Below are 19,168 nucleotides of genomic sequence, written 5' to 3'. Positions count from 1 at the left end.
AAGGAAATCGCGATGAAACGGTGTGCCGCGGCGATCTTCGCCGCCTCGCTCTTACTCACCCTGCTGGTCCCCGGTCGCGCCTTAGCCGCGACAACTTTCTCCAGCACGATCGCCAACACCGCGAACGGAAATTGTGTCACCGTCCCGGGCGGCGCGACCACCGCGGCGCTGCAGCTCACCCAGGCGACTTGCGCTCAGTCCTTCACCCTGACGCCCGTCGCCGGCAGCAGCGACACGTACACGATCGCCACCCCCGCCAACACCAACTGCGTCGACGTGTACGGCGTGAGCACCGCCGACAACGCGCAGATCATCCAGTGGCCGTGCAACGGGCAGAACAACCAGCGCTTCCAGCTGCGCCCGGTCGGCACGAACACGTTCAACCTGGCCGCCGTCCACTCCGGCAAGTGCATCGTCCCGGCCGGCGACTCGTCCGCCGCCAACGCCGGGCTGGTCCAGCTGCCGTGCACGACGGCCGCCTCCCGGGTCTGGCGGCTGGCCGGCTTCCCCACCGGCGGCGGCACCACGAAGACCTTCACGAACCCGCTGAAGGTCCAGGGACCCGACCCGTGGCTGACGTACTACAACGGCTTCTACTACCTGGCCACCACGACCTGGAACAACAAGATCACGATGCGGAAGTCGGCGACGCTCGGCGGGCTCGCCTCGGCGACCGACCAGACCATCTTCACGCTGACCCGGCCCAACGGCGCGGGCACCATGTGGGCGCCCGAGTTCCACCTGCTCACCGGCCCGAGCGGCACCCGCTGGTACTTCTACTACGTCGCCGGCCAGGAGCCGTACAACCTGGGCACGCAGCGCATCCACGTGCTCGAGTCGTCCGGCACCGACCCGATGGGCCCGTACACGTTCAAGGCCGACCTGCTCGACCCGACCGCCAACAACACGTGGGAGCTCGACCCGAGCATCCTGCAGCTCAACGGCAAGCTGTACCTGCTCGGCACCTTCTACAACGGCAGCCAGCCGAACTTCATCCGTGAGCTGTCCAACCCGTGGACCGCGGCCGGCACGCGTCACCTGCTGTCGAATCCCACCTACAGCTGGGAGACGGTCGGCGGCGCCGTCAACGAGGGCGCCGAGGTGCTGCAGCGCAACGGCAAGACGTTCATCGTCTTCTCCGCCTCGCACTGCTCCACGCCCGACTACAAGCTGGGCATCCTCACCTACAACGGCGGCGACCCGCTGAACGCGTCATCCTGGGTGAAGTCGTCGACCCCGGTCTTCCAGCGCAACAACGCGGCCGCCGTCTACGGCCCCGGGCACAACGGCTTCTTCAAGTCGCCGGACGGCACCGAGGACTGGATCGTCTACCACGCCACCAACAACCCGGGCGGCAACTGCGACCTGAACCGCTCGACCCGGGCGCAGAAGTTCACCTGGAACGCCGACGGCACGCCGAACTTCGGCTCCCCGGTCGGCCTGGGCGTCACGCTGACCGCCCCCTCCGGGGAGTAAGCCTGGCCCTGTCGCTACCAGCCTGGGCGCGGCCTCCCTGCGGGGGCCGCGCCTCGGGACGCTTGGCGCATGGCGGTTTTCGGTTTCGGCGCGCACAGCGATTTCGCGGACCTGGCGGACCTGACGCGGATGGTTCGGCAGGCGGATGACGACGGGCTGGACCTGTTCTCGCTGTCCGACCATCCCTATCTGGGCGCGCGGCTCGACGCGTACGCGAGCCTGGGTTTTCTGCTGGGCAGCACCCGGCGGATAGCCGGTTTCGCCAACGTCACCAACGTGCCGCTGCGGCCGGCGCCGCTGCTGGCGCGGACGGTGACGTCGCTGTCGGCGCTGTCCGGCGGCCGCGTCGTGCTCGGCATGGGCGCGGGCGGCCTGTGGGATCGGATCACCGCGATGGGCGTGCCGCGGCTCTCCCCGTCCGACGCGGTGGCCGCCTTCGAGGAAGCCGTGCTCGTCGTCCGCATGCTCTCCGGCGGCGGCGCGCCGGTAACTTTCCACGGTAGTTTCCACTCGCTCGACGAAATCGAGCCGTCCCCGGCGCCCGCCCCCGAGATCTGGACCGGCTCGGTCGGACCGCGCTCGCTGGCCGCCACGGGACGGGTCGCCGACGGCTGGATCCCCGGTCACGCCGCCGATTGGCGCAGCCCACGCTTCCTTTCGTCGCGCCCGATCATCGACGAGGCCGCCACCGCGGCCGGCCGCGACCCCCGCTCGATCCGCACGGTCTTCAACTTTCCCGGCCGCATCACCGACCGCCCGCTGGCCGCGACGCGAAACCGGGACGGGCGCTGGGTCGGCGGCTCGGTGGACCAGTGGATCGAGGAATTGACCGGCGCGGTCCTCGAGCACGACGCCTCGGGCTTCATGCTGTTCTCGCCGGACGGCGGCAACCCCGACGAAATTTCGCTCAAGCGCTGGGCCAACGAGATCGCCCCGGCGGTGCGCGCGGCCGGCCAATGAGGGTTGCGCGCGCCCGCCGGACAGGGCTGACTGCGAGCATGGCCCTGGACTTCGCCGCCGCCTACGACGAGCTCAACCCGGGCCGCGACGACCACCTGTTCTACCTGGCGCTCGCCTCCGAGGCCGGCGCCACCCGCGTGCTCGACCTCGGGTGCGGTACCGGGACGCTGACGCGTGATCTGGCGGCCCCGGGCCGCGTTGCTGTCGGGATCGATCCCGACCCGGCGATGCTCGATGTCGCGCGCAACATGCCGGGCGCCGATCGGGTCGACTGGCGGCTCGGATTCAGCGACCGGGCCGGCGCCGGCTCGGCCGATTTCGCGGTCATGACCGGCCACGCGGCCCAGGTCTTCCGCGACGACGAGGAATGGGCACGCGCCCTGGCCGACCTGCGCCGCGCCCTCGTCCCCGGCGGCGTGCTGGCCTTCGAGTCCCGCAACCCGGCGGCGCGCGGCTGGGAGCATTGGACCCGCGAGGAGACGCTGCGTTTCGTCGGCCCGGTCGAGTTCTGGCACGAAACCGCCTGGGTGTCGCTGCCGCTCGTCGCCTACGACACTTTCACCCGCGATCCGCAAACCGGTGCGGAAACTTGCGACCGCGACATCCTCGCGTTCCGCGAGGCTGCCGCCCTGGTCCGGTCGCTCGAGGCGGCCGGTTTCGCTCTCCATGCCGCGTACGGCGACTGGCGCCGCACCCCGCTGACGGCCGAATCACCCGAGATCATCCTGGTCGCCCGTCGCCTTTGAGCTCCCGTCCGGACCATTCGCCGCGCCCTCCGATTCGGCACATCGACCGACCGGACACAGTGAACACCCGGGCGGCGGATATCGCGCATTCGAGATCTGCATCAGCGTGATTCCACATCCCGTCGGAAAAGGGGCGCTGGATCACCATGACGCAGCCGCACGGGGGCGAGAACTATCGGCCCTCATATCCTTACTCGCCACCCGCTGGATACGCCGTCCAGCCTTATCGGCCGGCCCCGGTGCCCTATTCGCCGCCGCCGGTGCTCATTCCGGTTAATCCTTACGGGTATTCCCTCGTCTCGGCCGGCGGCCGGTTGGGCGCGCGACTGCTCGATGGGCTGCTCCTCATTGTCACGTTGGGGATCGGCTGGCTGATCTGGTCGTGCATCACCTGGTCCAACGGCCAGACTCCGGCGAAGAGCCTGCTCGGCCACGTGGTGGCCGACGTCAATACCGGCGAGGCTTTCGGCTGGGGCCGCATGGCGTTCCGCTCGCTCGTGGTCGACGGCCTGCTCGGCTGGCTGCTCGACGCCGTGAGCTGCGGCATCTACTTCTGGGTCGACTCGTTCATGGTCTTCGGCGACCGCCAGCGCACGCTGCACGACCGCATGGCGGGCTCCATCGTCCGGCACGTGTGATCGCCCATGTCGCTTCAGGACCGCAAGTTCAACGACAGAACCAGCACGGGTACGCCGTCGGAAGCGCACCGGCGGCACGTGGCCGACGCGGCCTCGTGGACGCAGGTGGTCCTCGCCGGCGTCGGCGTCGTGGTCGCGATCGTGGCCGCCATCTTCGGGTATTTCGCCTGGATACAGCCCCACTCGCCGGCCTCGTCCACGACCGCCGAGGCGAAACTTTCCGCCGCGCCGGCGCCAGTTTCCACGACACAACCCGCCGCTGGGACGGGGTCCACCACCCCGGCCGCCGCGACGCCGGTCACCCCGGTCGCCGGCACGGTCGCCCTCGCCTCGCTCGCGCCTGCCGCCGGCGGCGCCAACATCCACGCCGGCGGGGGAGGCCTGGTCATGCCCTGCGCCAGCGGGCAGTCGGACGACCGGCAGCGCACAGTCGAGTACGACCTGTTGCGCCGCTACGCCGGCCTGGAAACGGATCTGACCGTGTCGAAGGCGCCCGACGCCGACAGCAAGGTCCAGATAAAGATCTTCGCCGACGGGCGGGAAGCGGCCAATCGAACCCTGAAGAAGGGGCCCGCGAGCCGCCTGAAAGTGCCCCTGGACGGGACCGAGAAGCTGCGGATCCAGCTGACCTGCGAATTCCCCGACAGCGAGATAACTCTCGGCAATCCGGCTCTCGCACACTCCTAGCCAAGCCAAGAATTTCCCAAGGAGCGACTGACGTGTCGAATCCTCCGAGCCCATTCCCGCCGCCTCCGCCCGGCGCCGCGCAGGGCGCCGCCGCCGTGCCGATCGGCCCGAAACCCGGCTCATTACCGCCCGCCCCGAACACCCGCAACGCTCAAGCCGGCCCGCCCACCCATTCAGGCCCGCCAGCACAATCCGGCCGGCCCGGGCAATCGGCCCCGCCTGCCCAATCCGGCCCACATAAGCAATTCGGGCCGCCGGGGCAGGTCGGCGCGTTCCCGCAGCCCGGCCCATTCATGCAATCCGGCGCGGCTGCGCCGGTCAGCCCCGCGGCGCAGCCCGGTCCCTCAGCGCAGCCCGGTCCCTCGGCGCAGCCCGGTCCCTCAGCGCAGCCCGGTCCCTCGGCGCAGCCCGGTCCCTCGGCGCATTCGGGCCAGGCCACCCGAGCCACCCAGGCCATGCCCGCCGCGGCGCCGCCCACGCCGGCTCGAAAGCAGCGCGGCGGATTGCATGTCGTCACGCTCGTCGTCGCTGTGACCGCCTTGGTCCTCGCCCTCGCCGGCGTCGTCGTCTCGGCGCTCGCACTGGGCCGCAGCGACGAGGCGGCGACGCTTGCCGCGAGCGCGCAGAGCGCCGGCGAAGCACCCGCACCCGGCGCGGCCGTGACCGGCACGGCGACGCAGGCCGACCCCATCGCCGCAGGCACCACCGAACCGGCCACCGGCGAGACCACGGATGCCCCGGCTGCCCCCGAGGCGTCGGCGTCCCCGGGCGACATCAGTCCGTCGGCCCAGTTCCAGGTCGCCTACGAGGGCGAGCACCTCCGCGTGCGCTCGCCCGGTTGCGGCAGCAGCGGCACCTACGTCGACCTGGACAAGCCGCCGCGCGTCGGCGTGGCCTACGAGATCAGCGAGCTCTCCTACGCGGGTTGCGAGCCGGGCCAGATCTCGACCGAGCTGCAGTTCGCCGAGGTCACCGGGCCTACCGCCACCCCCTCGGACTGCCTCGAGACGATTCGCACCGACCCCGGACGTTCCCCGACCGCCGCGCGCCGCGGCATGACGCTCTGCTTCATCACGTCGCAGAACGCGGCCTCCGCCCAGGGCATCACCCAGAAACTGGTCTTCGTCACCGTCGACTCGATCACCCGGGACGACGACACCGGTGTCCTCAATGTCACGGTGAAGGCCTGGAACGTACCGCAATAGGCCCGCGATGAAGGATCCTCGACGTTATGAGGGTGGTGGTGGAGGAGACGACCACGCTGTCGTTTGCGGACGGATCGCCGGTGCGGGCCGCATCGGCGATCGCGCCCTTCGGCGGCGGCTGGCTCGTCGTGCAGGACGACGCGACGCACGCGGCGTGGGTGCGGCCGGCAGGGATCACGCCGGTGCGCGTGATCGATGCCGTCGACGGGCTCGAGGTGTTCAGCGAGGCGGCGGGTACCAAGCATCTGAAGCCCGATTTCGAGGCGGCCTGCGCGATCGGGGACGCGGCGCTTTTGCTCGGCTCGGGGTCGTCGCCGGCACGGATGCGGGCCTCGCTGGTGCGGCTCGGCGCCGGCGAAAGTTCCTCCTTCACGGCGGCGGACCTTTCGCTAATCTATCGCGACGTCGCGGCGGCCATGGGCCTGACCGATCAGCTCAATCTCGAGGGCGCCTGCGTGATCGGGAACCGGCTGCGGTGGTTCCAGCGCGCCAACCGGGCGGCCGGGGCGCCGACAGTTTCCGTCGACGTCGATCTGGCCGCGTTGCTGGCCACGGTCGAGGGCCGGGAACGCGAGGTCGCGGTCGGAAACTTGCGCCACTACGAGCTCGGCGAGGTCGGGGGCGTCACGCTCGGCGTGACCGACGCGGTGGCGGCCGGCGACGGACTGGTGCTGGTCAGCGCGGTCGCCGAGGACACGTCCAACGCGATCGACGACGGGCCGGTCGCGGGGGCTGCGCTGATGTTGCTGGACGACGAAGGCGTACGGGATGAAGGTCTTTTGAATGCGAAAGTCGAGGGCCTGGCTTTCGCGGGGTCGAGGCTGCTGGCAGTGGTCGACGCGGACGACCCGGCCGCGCCCTCGCAGCAGTTGACCCTGAAGGTCACTTACTAGAAGGCGCGGCCGCGGAATTCGTCAGGCGGTGACGGCGAAACCACCGGTCCACGAAATTTTCTCGCCCGCGGCGAGGGAGATCTGCAGGAAAGCGAGCGCCTCCAGCTCGCGCGCCCGCTTGAGCGACCCGGCGTCGACGGCCTTGAGGCCGGCCGCGGCGACCACGCCGGAGAGCAGCGCCTTGGCGTCCGCGTCGTCGCCCGCAATCAGCACGGTCGTGGTCTCCGAGCCGATGCTGCCCGAGGCGAGGGTGCCGCCGAAGTTGGTGTTGAAGGCCTTCACGACCCGCGCGGTGGGCAGGGCGGCGGCGATCTCGGCGGCCGCGGAGCTGTCGGCGGGGACGGTGAGGCCGTCGAAAGTCGCGAAGTCGATCGGGTTGGTGATGTCGACCACGACCTTGCCCGCGAACTGGTCGGCGCGCTCGGCGAGAACGGTCGCCACCGACGGGTACGGCACGGCGAGCACCACGATGTCGCCGGCGACGACCTGGCCCGCGTGCGAGGTGTTGAGCAGCTCGACCTCGTTGCCGCCCTTGGCCGCGATGCCCGCGATCGCCTGGCCCATGTTTCCGCTGCCGATGATGCTGATCTTCGCCATGGTGGCCTCCTGAAGCCAATTGGTTGTAGCAACAACTATCGCACAACGATGTAGGTTGTAGCAACAACCAAAGCTCCTGTCAGAATGTGATCGTGGATACGCGATGGCTCGACACGGGGGAGATGGCGGCCTGGGTGCGACTGGCCGCGGTGCTGGAGCTGCTGCCCGCCGCGCTGGACGCCCAGTTGCGGCGCGACGCCCAGCTCACCCACTTCGACTACTACGTGCTCGCGATGCTCTCCGAGGCGCCGGAGCGCACACTCCGGATGACCGCTTTGGCCGAGCACACGACCGCGACGCTGGCGCGGCTGTCGCACGTCGTGCAGCGCCTGGAGTCGCGCGGCCTGATCGAGCGCTTCCCCTGCCCCGAGGACCGGCGCGCGACCAACGCCCGCCTCACCGAAGCGGGCTGGGAGAAGGTCGAGGAAAGCGCGCCGGGCCATGTCGCGACCGTGCGCGAGTACGTGATCGACGCGCTCACCCACGAGCAGGTGAACCAGCTGGCCGCGATCGCCGACGCGATCCTGCACCGCGTCGACCCGGACGGCGCGCGATCCACGATCTACGAGAGGTACGACCGCTAAAGGATCACCTCTGCCTGTCCGGCACCGCCGGCGTTGATGGAGAAAGGCGCGCCGGAAATCTCGTAGTCACCGAAGAAGCCGCGCACCGTCAACTTTCCGTCGGCGTCGGTGCGCATCTCGGTCGGCGGCAACCACCACTCGTCCTTGATGAGCGACTCGAGCGCGTCGTACGACGGTTTTCGCGTGCCGTCCGCCCGCAGCAGCCCGATCGGCGCCCCGAGCCACGCGCCGTCGTCGGTCAGCCCCCAGTAGTTGATGCCCTGGACGGCCGGGTGCTCGACCAGCGCACGGTAGTGCCGGACGATCTCGTACGCCTGGCGGGCCTCGCCGACCGGCGTGCTGGGCCACGACGAGATCCGGTAGTCGTTGAGGTCGGTGATCTCCTTGGGCATCAGGTGGCCGGAGACCAGGCTCGTCTCGGTCATGTACAGCGGCAGGCCGTAGCGGGCGAACCGGTCGAGCACGGTGTTTGTGTACTCCTCGCCGCGATAACCCTGGTGCATGTGCGTCTGCAAACCGATCGCATCGATCGCGATGCCGGCCTCGAGAACACCTTCGATCAAGATTTCGTACGCCGAGCTCAGGTCGAAATCGTTGAGCACGAGAGTGGCCGACGGGTTGGCGGCGCGCGCCTCCTCGAACGCCATCCGCACCATCGCGATCCGGCCGCGGTCGCGGGCCAGCGGGGTGATGGCGTTCTCCCCGTTCGCGAAAATCGGCATGATCACGGCCTCGTTGATCGCGTCCCAGGTGTCGATCAGTCCCGCGAAACGCTCGACCACGTCGTGGATCCTCGTCCGGATCCGGCGCTCGACCTCGTCCAGCTCCAGCCCCATCAGCCAGGACGGCTGCACGGTGTGCCAGAGCAACGGGTGGCCCTTGACCGTGACGCCTTGATCGGCGAACCAGCGTGCCACTTTTTCGAGCCGGGCCGCGTCCGTCATGCCCGGTAGCGGCTCATATCTGCCCCAATAGAAGGGCAAAGTGGCGCTGTTGAAAAGGTTTGTCCACAGGCCGGCGAGGACGTCGAGACCCGGCCCCCTGTGGATAACTCCGCCGAAGCCCTCGACGTCGTCTATAACTTCCGGATCGGGTCCGCCGACAAGCGGAACGAAATCGAAGCCGATGTTGCCGAAGGCGAACGCGTGCCGTTGCTGTGCGACGGTCACGAGCCGCTCGGCGGCGGGGCGGCGGTCGGGCCCGAGCACGGTGAGCGTGGTCTCACCAATCCGATGATCGAGAGTCGACATCGTGGAAACTTTCTCTAGAGAGTGCGAAACTATCGTGGAAAATCGCAGCATAGGTAAGCCCGCTCGACGCCGTCAACGGCGCGGAATCACACAGACAGGCTCGATGCACATGCCCAGCAAGCCCCGCGCTGTCACCCTGGCCGACATCGCCAGGCTGGCGAACACAACGACCCCTACGGTCTCCAAGGTCCTCAACGGCAAGCCAGGTGTCTCGGACGAGACGCGGTCCCTGGTCGAGGCCACGATCCAGAAGACGGGGTATCAGCCGCGCGCGACGAGAAGGCAGACCGCGCCCCTGATCGAGGTGCTCTGCTACGAGATCGACAGCCCGTTCGGCAGCGAGGTGGTCGCCCATATCGAGCAGGCCTCCCGGCAAGGCGGCTTCGGCATGGTGCTGACCGGCGCGAACGCCGACAATCTGCCGCATCCGGGGTGGGTCGACGACGTGGTGAGCCGCCAGCCCGTCGGCGTCGTTCTCATCGCCTGCCGCCTGCCCGAGGCCGACCGCAAGAGGCTGCGCTCGCGCGACATCCGGATCGTGGCCATCGACCCCGCCGGCACCCCGGCGCCCGACATCCCGTCGATCGGCTCCGCCGACTGGAAAGGCGGCTACCTGGCCACCCGCCACCTCATCGACCTGGGGCACCGCCGCATCGGGATCATCACCGGCCCGGCCGACATGATGGCCTCGGCCGCCCGCCAGTCCGGGTACACCGCGGCGCTCGAGGCGGCCGGCATCCCGATCGAGCCCTCGCTCATCCGGCCGGGCCAGTTCCACCACGCCGACGGCCTGGCCGAAGGTCTCACGCTGCTGTCACGCCCGGACCGGCCCACTGCGATCTTCGCCTCCTCCGACCTGTACGCGCTGGGCGTCTACGAGGCGGCCCGCTCCCTGGGCATCGACATCCCCGATCAGCTTTCCGTGGTGGGCTACGACGACCTCCGGATCGCGCAGTGGGCAGGGCCTCCGCTGACGACCGTGCACGTCCCGCTGGCGCGGATGGCCCAGGACGCCGTGCACATGATCCAGCGGCTCGGCGGCGAGCCCGAGCTGAGCTCCAGCCGGACGGACATCGAGACCACGCTGGTGATCCGGGCGAGCACTACCGTGCCAACGAAAGTTTCCAAGTAATCAAGAAATGTTGACGCGCAAGTTTCGTGCGGCCTAGCCTCGGGCAACAGCCAGGGCGGTCCTGACCTCTGGTCCGGACCGCCCTCTTACTTTCCTGATGCCCGCAAGCTCCATGAGAAGTGGAGAGGGTCCCATGCGCCTTCTGCCCGTCCTCGCCGCCGCGACTCTGGCCATATCCGCCCTGACCGCCTGCGGTGGCGGATCCGACAGCTCCGCCGACGCCGGGAGCGCGACCTCCGGCACCGTGAACTGGTGGGGCTGGACGCCGACCGACAACGCGACGGCCGACACCTACATCGCCGCGTTCAACAAGCAGTATCCGAACATCAAGGTCAACTTCAAGCTGGTCAGCATCTCCGACTGGGTGGCCGCGCTGCGTCCCGCACTGGCCTCCGGCAACGGGCCTGACGTGTTCGACATGCAGCCCGGGGCGTACGTGTCGCAGTTCAAATCCTTCGCGGTCGACCAGACGAAACTCGCCGAGGACGCGCTCGGCGCCGACTGGAAGTCCAAGGTCGCGCCGATCGGCATCAGCGGGCTCTCCGCCGACGGCAAACTCACCGCGCTGTCGGTGGGTTCCGTCTACGCCGGAATGCTGTGGATCAACGGCGACATCTTCAAGAAGTACTCGCTGCAGCCGCCCACCACGCTGGCCGAATGGCAGCACGTCTGTGAGGTGCTGAAGCAGAACAAGGTCGGCTGTTTCGTGCAGGGCGCCGCCCAGGAGGGCTTCGACCAGGACACGCTGCAGTCGATCGCCAACTCGGTGCAGCCCGGCCTGTGGACAAAGGTTTCCACCGGCGACGCCAAGTGGACCGACCCGGGCATCGTGAAGACCTTCGAGATCTGGAAGCAGCTGTTCGACAGCGGGATCATGCAGCCCGGCGCGGTCGGCTACCAGCAGTACCCGGACGCCAACAACGACTTCCTGACCGGCAAGTACGGCATGGTCATGATGGGCACCTGGTACACCCAGTACGCCACCAGCAAGGCGATGACCGCCGCGCTCGGCGCGGCCGGGGTCAGCGGCGCAAAACCTTTCCCGATCCTGCCGATCGCCTTCCCGGACGTCGCCGGCGCCGGCAACACCAGCGAGATGTACGGCGACGCCGACTTCGGCCTGGCCATCTCGACCAAGGCGAAGTCGCGGGCGGCCGCGGAAACCTTCGTGAAGTGGATGGCCACCAGCAAGGAAGGCCAGCAGGCGATCGCGAACCAGCTGAACGACCTGCCGGCGCTCAAGGGCGTCGAGCCCGACTTCAGCACGATCCAGCTGGTCGACGCGGCCTCGCAGAAGGACCCGGTCGAGCAGCTCATCGAGAAGGTCGGCGACGTCACCGAGCCGCGTGAGGCGCTGCTCAGCGCCGACGTGCAGACCGGCATCCTGGCCGCGGCCACCTCGGTGGCGACCGGCAAGGCGACCCCCGCCGACGCCGCCAAGACCCTCCAGCAGGCCGCCGAGGCCGCGGGAGTGACCTTCAAGTGACCGCGTCGTCCACGCTGACGCGCCCCGGGCGAGCCGCTGTGAACGGCGGCGGCCGGCCGGGGCGCCGCGGCCCCCGGCGGCCGCCGGGCCTGCCGTGGATCCTCCCCGCGCTGGTGCTGAGCGTCGGGCTGATCTATTACGGCATCGCCTACACCGGATACATCTCGACGCTCAACTGGGACGGCATCAGCCCCGGCCCCGAGAGCGTCGGCGGCAAGAACTACACGCGGATCTTCCACGACCCGGTCTTCTGGACCGCCGTCCGGCACACGGTCGTGTTCTTCGTGGTCACCTTCGCGATCCAGACGATCCTCGGGCTGGCCTTCGCTGTCATGGCCCACTCCCGCCTGCGGCTGGCCGGGCTCTACAAGGTGATCGTCTTCATCCCGGTCGTGCTCGCGCCGGCCATCATGGCGCCGGTCTTCCGGCACATGTTCGCCCCCGACGGCGAGCTCAATGCGGTGCTCTCGCACGTCGGGCTCGGATCGCTCGCCCAGCCGTGGATCGGCCAGACCAGCACCGCCCTGCCGGTGATCATGTTCATCACCATCTGGGAGTGGACCGGCGTCACGTTCGTCCTCTACTACGCGGCGATGACGCAGGTCGACCCGTCGGTGCTGGAGGCGGCGCGGATGGACGGCGCCGGCAACTGGCGCACGCTGCGCAGCATCATCTGGCCCGAGCTGCGCGGCACCACGATTGCGCTGGCGATCCTCGGCGCGATCGGCGCGCTGAAAACTTTCGACGTTCCGTACCTGGTGACGATCGGCGGCCCGAACTACGCCACCGAGTTCCTCGGCACCTACATCTATCGGCAGACCATCCCGCTCGCGCACGTCGGGTACGGGGCCGCGCTCTCCATCATCCTGCTGGTGGTAGCACTCATCATGGCCCTCGTCCTGCAGCTCGCCGGGCGCGAGCGGGATGCGGGGCGGCGCTGATGTTCGAGATCCGTTCCCGGGCCGGCCGCATCGCGCTGCAGATCGTGGCCACCATCCTGGTGCTGCCGTACCTGTTCCCGCTGATCGTGATGGTCAAGGGCGCCTTCGCCGGCGAGGGCGTCGGAAACTTTCGCGCGGTCCTCGGCGTGCCGGGCTTCGCCCGCTTCTTCGTGAACAGCGTGATCATCGCGGCCGCGGTCATCGTGCTGGTCTACGTGGTCACGATGATGGCCGCGTTCGGTTTCGCGAAACTGCACATCCGCTTCCGCGAGGTCTACTTCTGGCTGCTGCTGGCCTGCCTGACGCTGCCCGAAGTGGTCCTGCTCGCGCCGCTTTTCGCGACCGACACGAAACTCGGCCTCTACGACACCTACTGGGCGGTGATCCTGCCGCTCGCTGCGTTGCAGGTGCCGTTCGCCGTGCTGCTGACCCGCAACTTCATCAAGAGCCTGCCCGACGAGCTGTTCGAGGCGGCCCGCGTCGACGGCGCGAACTCGTACCGCGGGTTCCGCTACCTGGTGATCCCGCTGACCCGGCCGATCGCCGCCGCGGTGATCATCTTCACGCTGGTCGCGGCGTGGAACGACTACCTCATGCCGCTGGTCTTCCTCCAATCGCCGAGCCTGCAGACCATCACCCTGGTTCCGCAGTTCTTCGTGGGCGAGTTCAGCAACGACCAGACGAAGATCCTCGCCTCGGCCGTCATCACCGCGATCCCCGAGATCGTCGCTTACCTCAGCCTCCAGCGCCTCTTCGAGCGCGGCCTCTCGGCCGGCGCCATCAAGTGAAAGCAAGGTGACACCCGTGCCGCTCATCCACGTCCATCTCGACCGGGAAACTTTCGAGAAATCCCACGAGGAGATCGGGAACGCGATCCACGACGCTCAGATCGAGGCGCTGGGCATCCCCGCCGACGACCGGTTCCAGATCTTCCAGCCGCACGGTCCCGGCGAGCTCAAGTTCGATGCCGGCTACAACAGCGTGGACCGCCAGAACCTGCTGGTGATCCGAGTGATCGCCGTCCACATGTACCCGGTGACCACGAAACGGCAGTTCTTCGAGGCGGTCGTCGCCCGGCTCGAGCCGCTCGGCATCCGCCCGCAGGACGTGCTGATCAGCCTGACCGAGAACGGCTTCGAGGATTGGTACGCCGGAAAATGAGCATCGACCCCGCCCCTCTGAACGTGCTCTACCTCGGCGGCACGGGCACCATCAGCGCCTCGTGCGTGCGGCTCTCCGCCGCCTCGGGCATGCGCGTCACGGTCGTCAACCGCGGCCGCAACCGGCAGGAACGCGGGCTGCCCGGCGAGGTGGAGACGCTCGTCGCCGACGTCGCCGACGAAACCGCGCTGACTAACGCGATCGGCGACCGCACCTTCGATGCCGTGGTCAATTTTCTTTCGTACGACGAAAGCGACGCGCTCCGGATGGCCGGCCTGTTCGGGCCGCGCACCGGCCAGTACGTGCACATCAGCTCGGGTTCCATCTACGCCAAACCGGTGCGCCAGGTGCCCATCGACGAGTCCACCCCGACCGGACCCAACCCCCCGCTCCCATACGCGACGGCGAAGTGGCGCGCGGAGAGGGCGCTGCTCGACGCGTACGCGGAGAAAGGTTTCCCGGTAACGATCGTGCGCCCGTCGCACACCTACGACGACGCGAACCCGCCGCTGCCCGGCGGCTGGACCGTCGTCGACCGGATGGCCCGCGGCGCCGAGATCCCGGTGCACGGCGACGGGACGTCACTCTGGACCCTCACCCACGCCGAGGATTTCGCGCAGGGCCTCGTCGGCCTGCTCGGCAACCCGCGGACGGTGGGGGAGACCTTCAACATCACCGGCCCCGACGTCTACACCTGGGACCAGATCTACACGATCATGGCGGCTGCGCTCGGCGTCGAGGCCCGCCTGGTGCACGTCGCCTCGGAGATGTTTCCGCTGGTGGCGCCGGAGTGGTTCTGGTCCGGCGAGATGGTCGGCGACCTCGGGCACAGCGCGGTCTTCGACAACACGAAAATCCGAACTTTCGTGCCGAGTTTCGCGCCCCGGCTCACGTTCCATCGCTCCGCGAGCCGCATGGTCGAGTGGCGCCGCGACCACCCGGAGAGCACCCGCGGCGACGCCGGCGACGATGCCGTCCTCAGCCGGATCGTCGACGCCTACCACGCCGCCCGCGATATTTTCGTTGCGAAGGGGGTGCCCGCGTGATTTCGCTGGGAAGCACGGGACTGCAGGTCACGGCCCTGTGCGTGGGAACGAGCCCGCTCGCCAGCATGCCCGGCCTGTACGGGTACGAGGTGAGCGAGCGTCAGGCGGTGGAAACTGTCGACGCGGTCTTCGCCGGCGGCGCGATCAATTTCGTCGACACGTCGAACGGCTACGGCGAGGACGGCTCGGCCGAGCGGCGGATCGGCCTGGCGCTGCGCGGGCGGGGCGGGCTTCCGCCCGGTGTCGTGCTGGCCACGAAAGTCGACCCGGATCCGCACACCGGCGATTTCTCGGGCAAACGGGTTCGCCAGTCGCTCGAGGAGAGCCTTGAGCGGCTCGGCCTCGACCGGGTCCAGCTGCTGCACCTGCACGACCCCGAGCGGATAAGTTTCGCGGAAGGAACCGCGCCGGGCGGCCCGGTCGCGACGCTGGCCGAGCTCAAGCGGGAAGGGCTGGCCGAGCACCTGGGCGTCGCCGGCGGCCCGGTCGAGCTGATGCGGCAGTACCTGGACACCGGCGTCTTCGAGGTGGTGCTCACGCACAACCGGTACACGCTGCTGGACCGCTCGGCCGAGAAACTCTTCCGCGACGCTTCCGCTCGGGGCATCGGCGTGCTCAACGCCGCGCCGTACGGCGGCGGCATGCTGGCGAAGGGCCCGGAGAAACAGCAGAAGTACGCCTACGGCCGCCGCGACGACACCTTCGCCGACGCCGCCGTCGCCATGCGCGACGCGGCGTCCCGGGCCGGCGTGCCCCTCGCCGCCGCGGCGCTGCAGTTCTCGCTGCGCGCCCCGTTCATCCACTCCACGGTGGTCGGCGTGTCATCACCGGAGCGGGTCGCCGGCACGGTCGCCCTCGCCGAGACCCCGATCCCAGACTCCCTCTGGGCCGAGCTGGACGCCCTCACCCCCGACCCGAACTACTGGCTCGACCCGCCGGCTTAGGGCACTCGGCCCGCGCACTCCGCTCGCGCTCGGCTCACCCGCTCAGGACCGGCGGCCGACCCCTTGCCACCTTGGGCGCCTCGATCCGCCAGACGGTGGCGCCACCCCCGAGGCGTCGGCCCGCCGGCGCCTCGGGACGGTCGGGGCACGGTTCGGGCTCGGGCCGCCGGGGGAGGTGAGATCCTGGGTTTTCACGGCGCGGGGAAAGTTTCCGGCGCAGGGCGAAGGGAGCCGAGCCGGTGGCCTGGTGGCGGGACGCGGTTATCTATCAGGTCTATCCGCGAAGTTTCGCGGATTCCGACGGAGACGGCGTCGGCGACCTGCCCGGCGTGATCGAGCGCCTGCCGTACCTCTCCCAGCTCGGCGTCGACGCGATCTGGCTCAACCCGTTCTACCCGTCCCCGCAGGCCGACGCCGGCTACGACGTGGCCGACTACCGCGACGTCGAGCCGCTCTTCGGCACCCTCGCCGACGCGGACCGCCTGATCGCCGACGCGCACCGGCTCGGCCTGCGCGTCGTGGTCGACCTCGTGCCCAACCACACCTCGTCGAAGCACCCCTGGTTCAAGCGGGCGCTGGCCGGCGATCCGCAGGCCCGCGCCCGGTACATCTTCCGCGACAAGCCCAACGGCTGGCAGTCGGTCTTCGGCGGTCCGGCGTGGACCCAGGTCGGCGACGGCCAGTGGTACCTGCACCTTTTCGACGCCGAGCAGCCCGATCTCGACTGGACGAACCCCGAGGTGGTCGCCGAGTTCGAGAGCATCCTGCGGTTCTGGCTCGACCGCGGCGTCGACGGGTTTCGCATCGACGTCGCGCACGGCTTGCGGAAAGATTCGTCGCTGCGGGAACTCCCCGAGGATCTCGACCCGGGGCTGCCCGTGCACGTCGCTCAGCCCGGCCACCCGTTCTGGGACCAGGACGAGGTGCACGAGATCTGGCGCGGCTGGCGGCGGATCCTCGACACGTACCCGGGCGACCGGGTCACCGTCGCGGAAGCCTGGGTCTACGATTTCGCGCGACTCGGCCTTTACTTGCGCCCCGACGAGCTGCACACGGCCTTCAACTTCGCCTTCCTGGTCGCGCCCTGGGACCCGGCCGCCTTCCGCAAGGCCGTCGACGACACGATCGCCGGGCTCACGCCGTTCGGGGCGCCGGCCACCTGGGTGCTCTCCAACCACGACGTGGTGCGCCACGCGAGCCGTTACGGCGGCGGCGAGACCGGGCAGCGACGGGCGCGCGCCGCGGCGCTGATGATGCTGGCGCTCCCCGGTGGCGCCTACCTCTATCAGGGGGAGGAGCTGGGGCTCGAGGAAGTTTTCGACATTCCCGACACCATGCGGCAAGACCCCAATTTCTTGCGTACGGGCGGCGCCGAGCGCGGCCGCGACGGGTGCCGTGTCCCCCTGCCCTGGTCGGGAAGCGCGCCGCCGTTCGGGTTCAGCCCGCCGGGCGCCACCGAGCCGACCTGGCTGCCGCAGCCCGCGAAATGGGCGGCGCAAACTGTCGAGGCCGAGCAGCGAAACCCGGACTCCATGCTTTCGCTCTACCGAGCCGCGCTGGCCCTGCGCCGCGAGCATCTCGGCGACGGTGGCCTGGAGTGGCTCGATACCGGCGACGACGCGGTGCTCTGCTTCCGGCGTACTCCCGGGCAGGTCGTCTGCGTGGTCAACACCGGCGCCGGCCCGGTCCCGCTGCCCGCCGGCGAGGTGCTTCTCGCCAGCGCGCCGGTCGCCGGCGGCATGCTGCCCGGGGAGGCCGCCGCCTGGCTGCGTTGACGCCTTCCTCTATGGTTACGTCGCGCGACGACCGTCGATGGAGGGGGACCGGATGGCGACGCCACTCCGGCCGGGGGACGGCACACGGATCGGCCGGTACGACCTGGTGGGGCGCCTCGGCGAGGGCGGCATGGGCACGGTCTACCTGGGCCGGTCGCCGGAGGGCCGGCCGGTCGCGATCAAGACCGTGCGGATCGACTTCACCGGCGACGGCGAGTTTCGCGCCCGCTTTCGCAGCGAGGTCAACCGGGCCCGGCAGGTCCCGCCGTTCTGCACCGCCGAGGTGCTCGACGCCGACCCCGACCACGAGCCGCCATACCTGGTGGTCGAGTACGTCGAGGGTCCCAGCCTCTCGACGAAGGTGCGCGAGGACGGCCCGCTCTCCGGCGCCGGCCTGCACAGCCTCGCGATCGGCATCGCCACCGCGCTCACCGCCATCCACGGCGCCGGCGTGATCCACCGCGACCTCAAACCGGCGAACGTGCTGCTCGCGCCGGGCGGCATCAAGGTCATCGACTTCGGCATAGCCCGCGCCTTCGAGGCGACGAGCCGGCACACCCGCACCGACCAGATGGTCGGCACGGTCGCGTACATGGCCCCCGAGCGCTTCGACCCGGCACCGGGCGGCCGCCCGACCACCGCGGCGGCGGACATCTTCGCGTGGGGCGCCGTCGTCGCGTACGCGGCAACCGGCCGCACTCCCTTCGACGCCGACTCCGCCACCGCGACCGCCGTGCGGATCCTCACCCAGCCACCGGACCTCACCGGCCTGCCCGTGTCATTGCGCGACGCGGTGGAGTGGGCCCTGGCCAAGGAGCCGCAGGACCGCCCGACGGCCCGCCAGCTGCTCCACCTCCTGGTAGCCGCCCCGGCAACCGCGACCCCGATCTCGCCCGCGCCGCGCGTGGAGAAGCCGGTGTCGCCCGCGGTGGGTTTCGTGTCGCCGGAGGTGGTCGCGCCGGACACCCTTTCGCCCAGGCCGCCACGCCGCCGCGCCCGGACGGCCGCCATAGTCGGGATTGCCCTCCTGGTCCTGGCCGGTGGCGGGCTCTTCGCCTCGCGCGAGCTTCTCGCGGCCAACGCGCCCGAGCCGTCGGCCACGGGCCCGTCCGGCGGGTCCACCGCTTCCTACCGGGCCACGCCCTCGCCGGTCGACACGCATGCCGCGATCCTTCGCGGTAGCCACCGCACGCTGATCCACATCGCCGAGGCGGACCGCGACCTTGCCCTCGACCTGCACGACAGCGAGGTGGTTGCCGGGAACGGCACCGGGGCGAAATCCCTGTTCCTGCTGGTCCCGTACGGGGTCGACTACATGATCAGGACCCTGCGGGACGCGTCCTCGACCGAGGAGACGTGCCTCGGGGTCAAGATCATCCCGGATGGCGCCGCCTCGCTGACGCCGGTCGCCTGCGAGCCGACCGCCGCGACGGTCTTCTCGCTGAGCGCCGCCAACGGCAAGGACGACAAGGGCCGGCCGACCTACTGGCTGGGCAACGAGACGTACGGTTTCGTCCAGTACAGCCCCTCCGATCACACGGTCTTCGTCGAGGAGGTCGGCGACGCCCGGCCGCTGTCGACCTTCAGCCTGGTCGACCGCGGCCCGAACTGAGCCACTGGGCGAAAGTTTCCGGAAAGGCGATCGGT

Annotated in this window: 19 protein-coding genes; 17 read left to right on the top strand and 2 right to left on the bottom strand. The window is 69.7% G+C overall.

The window, feature by feature from the left end:
* Positions 1 to 12: 12 nt before the first annotated feature.
* The 7 genes from ACQPZX_RS30270 to ACQPZX_RS30240 all read left to right on the top strand — a co-directional run bounded on the left by ACQPZX_RS30270 (position 13) and on the right by ACQPZX_RS30240 (position 6,605).
* Positions 13 to 1,476, top strand: a complete 1,464-nt coding sequence (locus ACQPZX_RS30270) for a family 43 glycosylhydrolase (protein ID WP_433362406.1) — start codon at positions 13 to 15, stop codon at positions 1,474 to 1,476.
* Between the two features lie 69 nt (positions 1,477 to 1,545).
* On the top strand, positions 1,546 to 2,436 hold the full coding sequence (locus ACQPZX_RS30265) for an LLM class flavin-dependent oxidoreductase (protein ID WP_433362403.1): 891 nt from the start codon (positions 1,546 to 1,548) through the stop codon (positions 2,434 to 2,436).
* A 38-nt stretch (positions 2,437 to 2,474) separates the two neighbouring features.
* The gene (locus ACQPZX_RS30260; protein WP_433362400.1) at positions 2,475 to 3,182 is read left to right on the top strand and encodes a class I SAM-dependent methyltransferase; all 708 of its coding nucleotides are present in this window, start codon (positions 2,475 to 2,477) and stop codon (positions 3,180 to 3,182) included.
* 260 nt (positions 3,183 to 3,442) lie between these two features.
* On the top strand, positions 3,443 to 3,820 hold the full coding sequence (locus ACQPZX_RS30255; protein ID WP_433362398.1) for an RDD family protein: 378 nt from the start codon (positions 3,443 to 3,445) through the stop codon (positions 3,818 to 3,820).
* Positions 3,821 to 3,826: 6 nt separating this feature from the next.
* Positions 3,827 to 4,507, top strand: coding sequence for a hypothetical protein (locus ACQPZX_RS30250; RefSeq protein WP_433362395.1), 681 nt, complete (start codon positions 3,827 to 3,829; stop codon positions 4,505 to 4,507).
* A gap of 530 nt (positions 4,508 to 5,037) precedes the next feature.
* Positions 5,038 to 5,712, top strand: coding sequence for a hypothetical protein (locus tag ACQPZX_RS30245; protein ID WP_433362392.1), 675 nt, complete (start codon positions 5,038 to 5,040; stop codon positions 5,710 to 5,712).
* 26 nt (positions 5,713 to 5,738) lie between these two features.
* Positions 5,739 to 6,605, top strand: a complete 867-nt coding sequence (locus ACQPZX_RS30240; RefSeq protein WP_433362389.1) for a DUF6929 family protein — start codon at positions 5,739 to 5,741, stop codon at positions 6,603 to 6,605.
* A 21-nt stretch (positions 6,606 to 6,626) separates the two neighbouring features.
* Here the strand turns inward: ACQPZX_RS30240 and ACQPZX_RS30235 are convergent, their stop codons facing one another.
* A complete protein-coding gene (locus ACQPZX_RS30235) occupies positions 6,627 to 7,202 on the bottom strand; it encodes an NADPH-dependent F420 reductase (protein WP_433362387.1) in 576 nt (191 codons plus the stop codon).
* 92 nt (positions 7,203 to 7,294) lie between these two features.
* On the opposite strand from ACQPZX_RS30235, the gene ACQPZX_RS30230 reads away from it, so the two are divergent.
* Complete coding sequence (locus ACQPZX_RS30230) at positions 7,295 to 7,786, top strand: MarR family winged helix-turn-helix transcriptional regulator (protein WP_433362384.1); 492 nt, start codon at positions 7,295 to 7,297, stop codon at positions 7,784 to 7,786.
* Here ACQPZX_RS30230 and ACQPZX_RS30225 read toward each other — a convergent pair.
* Positions 7,783 to 9,036 carry an endo-1,4-beta-xylanase gene (locus tag ACQPZX_RS30225; protein ID WP_433362381.1) on the bottom strand — a complete coding sequence of 418 codons (1,254 nt, stop codon included), beginning with the start codon at positions 9,034 to 9,036 and terminating at the stop codon, positions 7,783 to 7,785. The two genes, ACQPZX_RS30230 and ACQPZX_RS30225, sit on opposite strands and share 4 nt — an antisense overlap.
* 109 nt (positions 9,037 to 9,145) lie before the next feature.
* On the opposite strand from ACQPZX_RS30225, the gene ACQPZX_RS30220 reads away from it, so the two are divergent.
* The 9 genes from ACQPZX_RS30220 (at position 9,146) to ACQPZX_RS30180 (ending at position 19,133) form a co-directional block, all read left to right on the top strand.
* Positions 9,146 to 10,168 carry a LacI family DNA-binding transcriptional regulator gene (locus tag ACQPZX_RS30220; RefSeq protein ID WP_433362378.1) on the top strand — a complete coding sequence of 341 codons (1,023 nt, stop codon included), beginning with the start codon at positions 9,146 to 9,148 and terminating at the stop codon, positions 10,166 to 10,168.
* Positions 10,169 to 10,301: 133 nt separating this feature from the next.
* Positions 10,302 to 11,654, top strand: a complete 1,353-nt coding sequence (locus tag ACQPZX_RS30215) for an ABC transporter substrate-binding protein (protein ID WP_433362375.1) — start codon at positions 10,302 to 10,304, stop codon at positions 11,652 to 11,654.
* Positions 11,651 to 12,595: a carbohydrate ABC transporter permease gene (locus ACQPZX_RS30210; RefSeq protein ID WP_433362372.1), complete on the top strand. Its 945-nt coding sequence runs from the start codon at positions 11,651 to 11,653 to the stop codon at positions 12,593 to 12,595. The genes ACQPZX_RS30215 and ACQPZX_RS30210 overlap by 4 nt, the downstream gene beginning before the upstream one ends.
* The gene (locus tag ACQPZX_RS30205; protein ID WP_433362369.1) at positions 12,595 to 13,383 is read left to right on the top strand and encodes a carbohydrate ABC transporter permease; all 789 of its coding nucleotides are present in this window, start codon (positions 12,595 to 12,597) and stop codon (positions 13,381 to 13,383) included. The genes ACQPZX_RS30210 and ACQPZX_RS30205 overlap by 1 nt, the downstream gene beginning before the upstream one ends.
* A gap of 16 nt (positions 13,384 to 13,399) precedes the next feature.
* Positions 13,400 to 13,756: a tautomerase family protein gene (locus tag ACQPZX_RS30200; RefSeq protein WP_433362366.1), complete on the top strand. Its 357-nt coding sequence runs from the start codon at positions 13,400 to 13,402 to the stop codon at positions 13,754 to 13,756.
* The gene (locus ACQPZX_RS30195; RefSeq protein ID WP_433362363.1) at positions 13,753 to 14,802 is read left to right on the top strand and encodes an NAD-dependent epimerase/dehydratase family protein; all 1,050 of its coding nucleotides are present in this window, start codon (positions 13,753 to 13,755) and stop codon (positions 14,800 to 14,802) included. The genes ACQPZX_RS30200 and ACQPZX_RS30195 overlap by 4 nt, the downstream gene beginning before the upstream one ends.
* On the top strand, positions 14,799 to 15,746 hold the full coding sequence (locus ACQPZX_RS30190) for an aldo/keto reductase (RefSeq protein ID WP_433362360.1): 948 nt from the start codon (positions 14,799 to 14,801) through the stop codon (positions 15,744 to 15,746). Before ACQPZX_RS30195 ends, ACQPZX_RS30190 begins: the two co-directional genes overlap by 4 nt.
* A 239-nt stretch (positions 15,747 to 15,985) precedes the next feature.
* Complete coding sequence (locus tag ACQPZX_RS30185) at positions 15,986 to 17,521, top strand: glycoside hydrolase family 13 protein (RefSeq protein ID WP_433362357.1); 1,536 nt, start codon at positions 15,986 to 15,988, stop codon at positions 17,519 to 17,521.
* Between the two features lie 52 nt (positions 17,522 to 17,573).
* On the top strand, positions 17,574 to 19,133 hold the full coding sequence (locus ACQPZX_RS30180; protein WP_433362354.1) for a serine/threonine-protein kinase: 1,560 nt from the start codon (positions 17,574 to 17,576) through the stop codon (positions 19,131 to 19,133).
* Positions 19,134 to 19,168: the final 35 nt, after the last annotated feature.

The organism is Actinoplanes sp. CA-142083, from assembly GCF_050942195.1.
Classification (GTDB): Bacteria; Actinomycetota; Actinomycetes; order Mycobacteriales; family Micromonosporaceae; genus Actinoplanes.
This window is presented reverse-complemented; position numbering and strand designations above follow the sequence as displayed.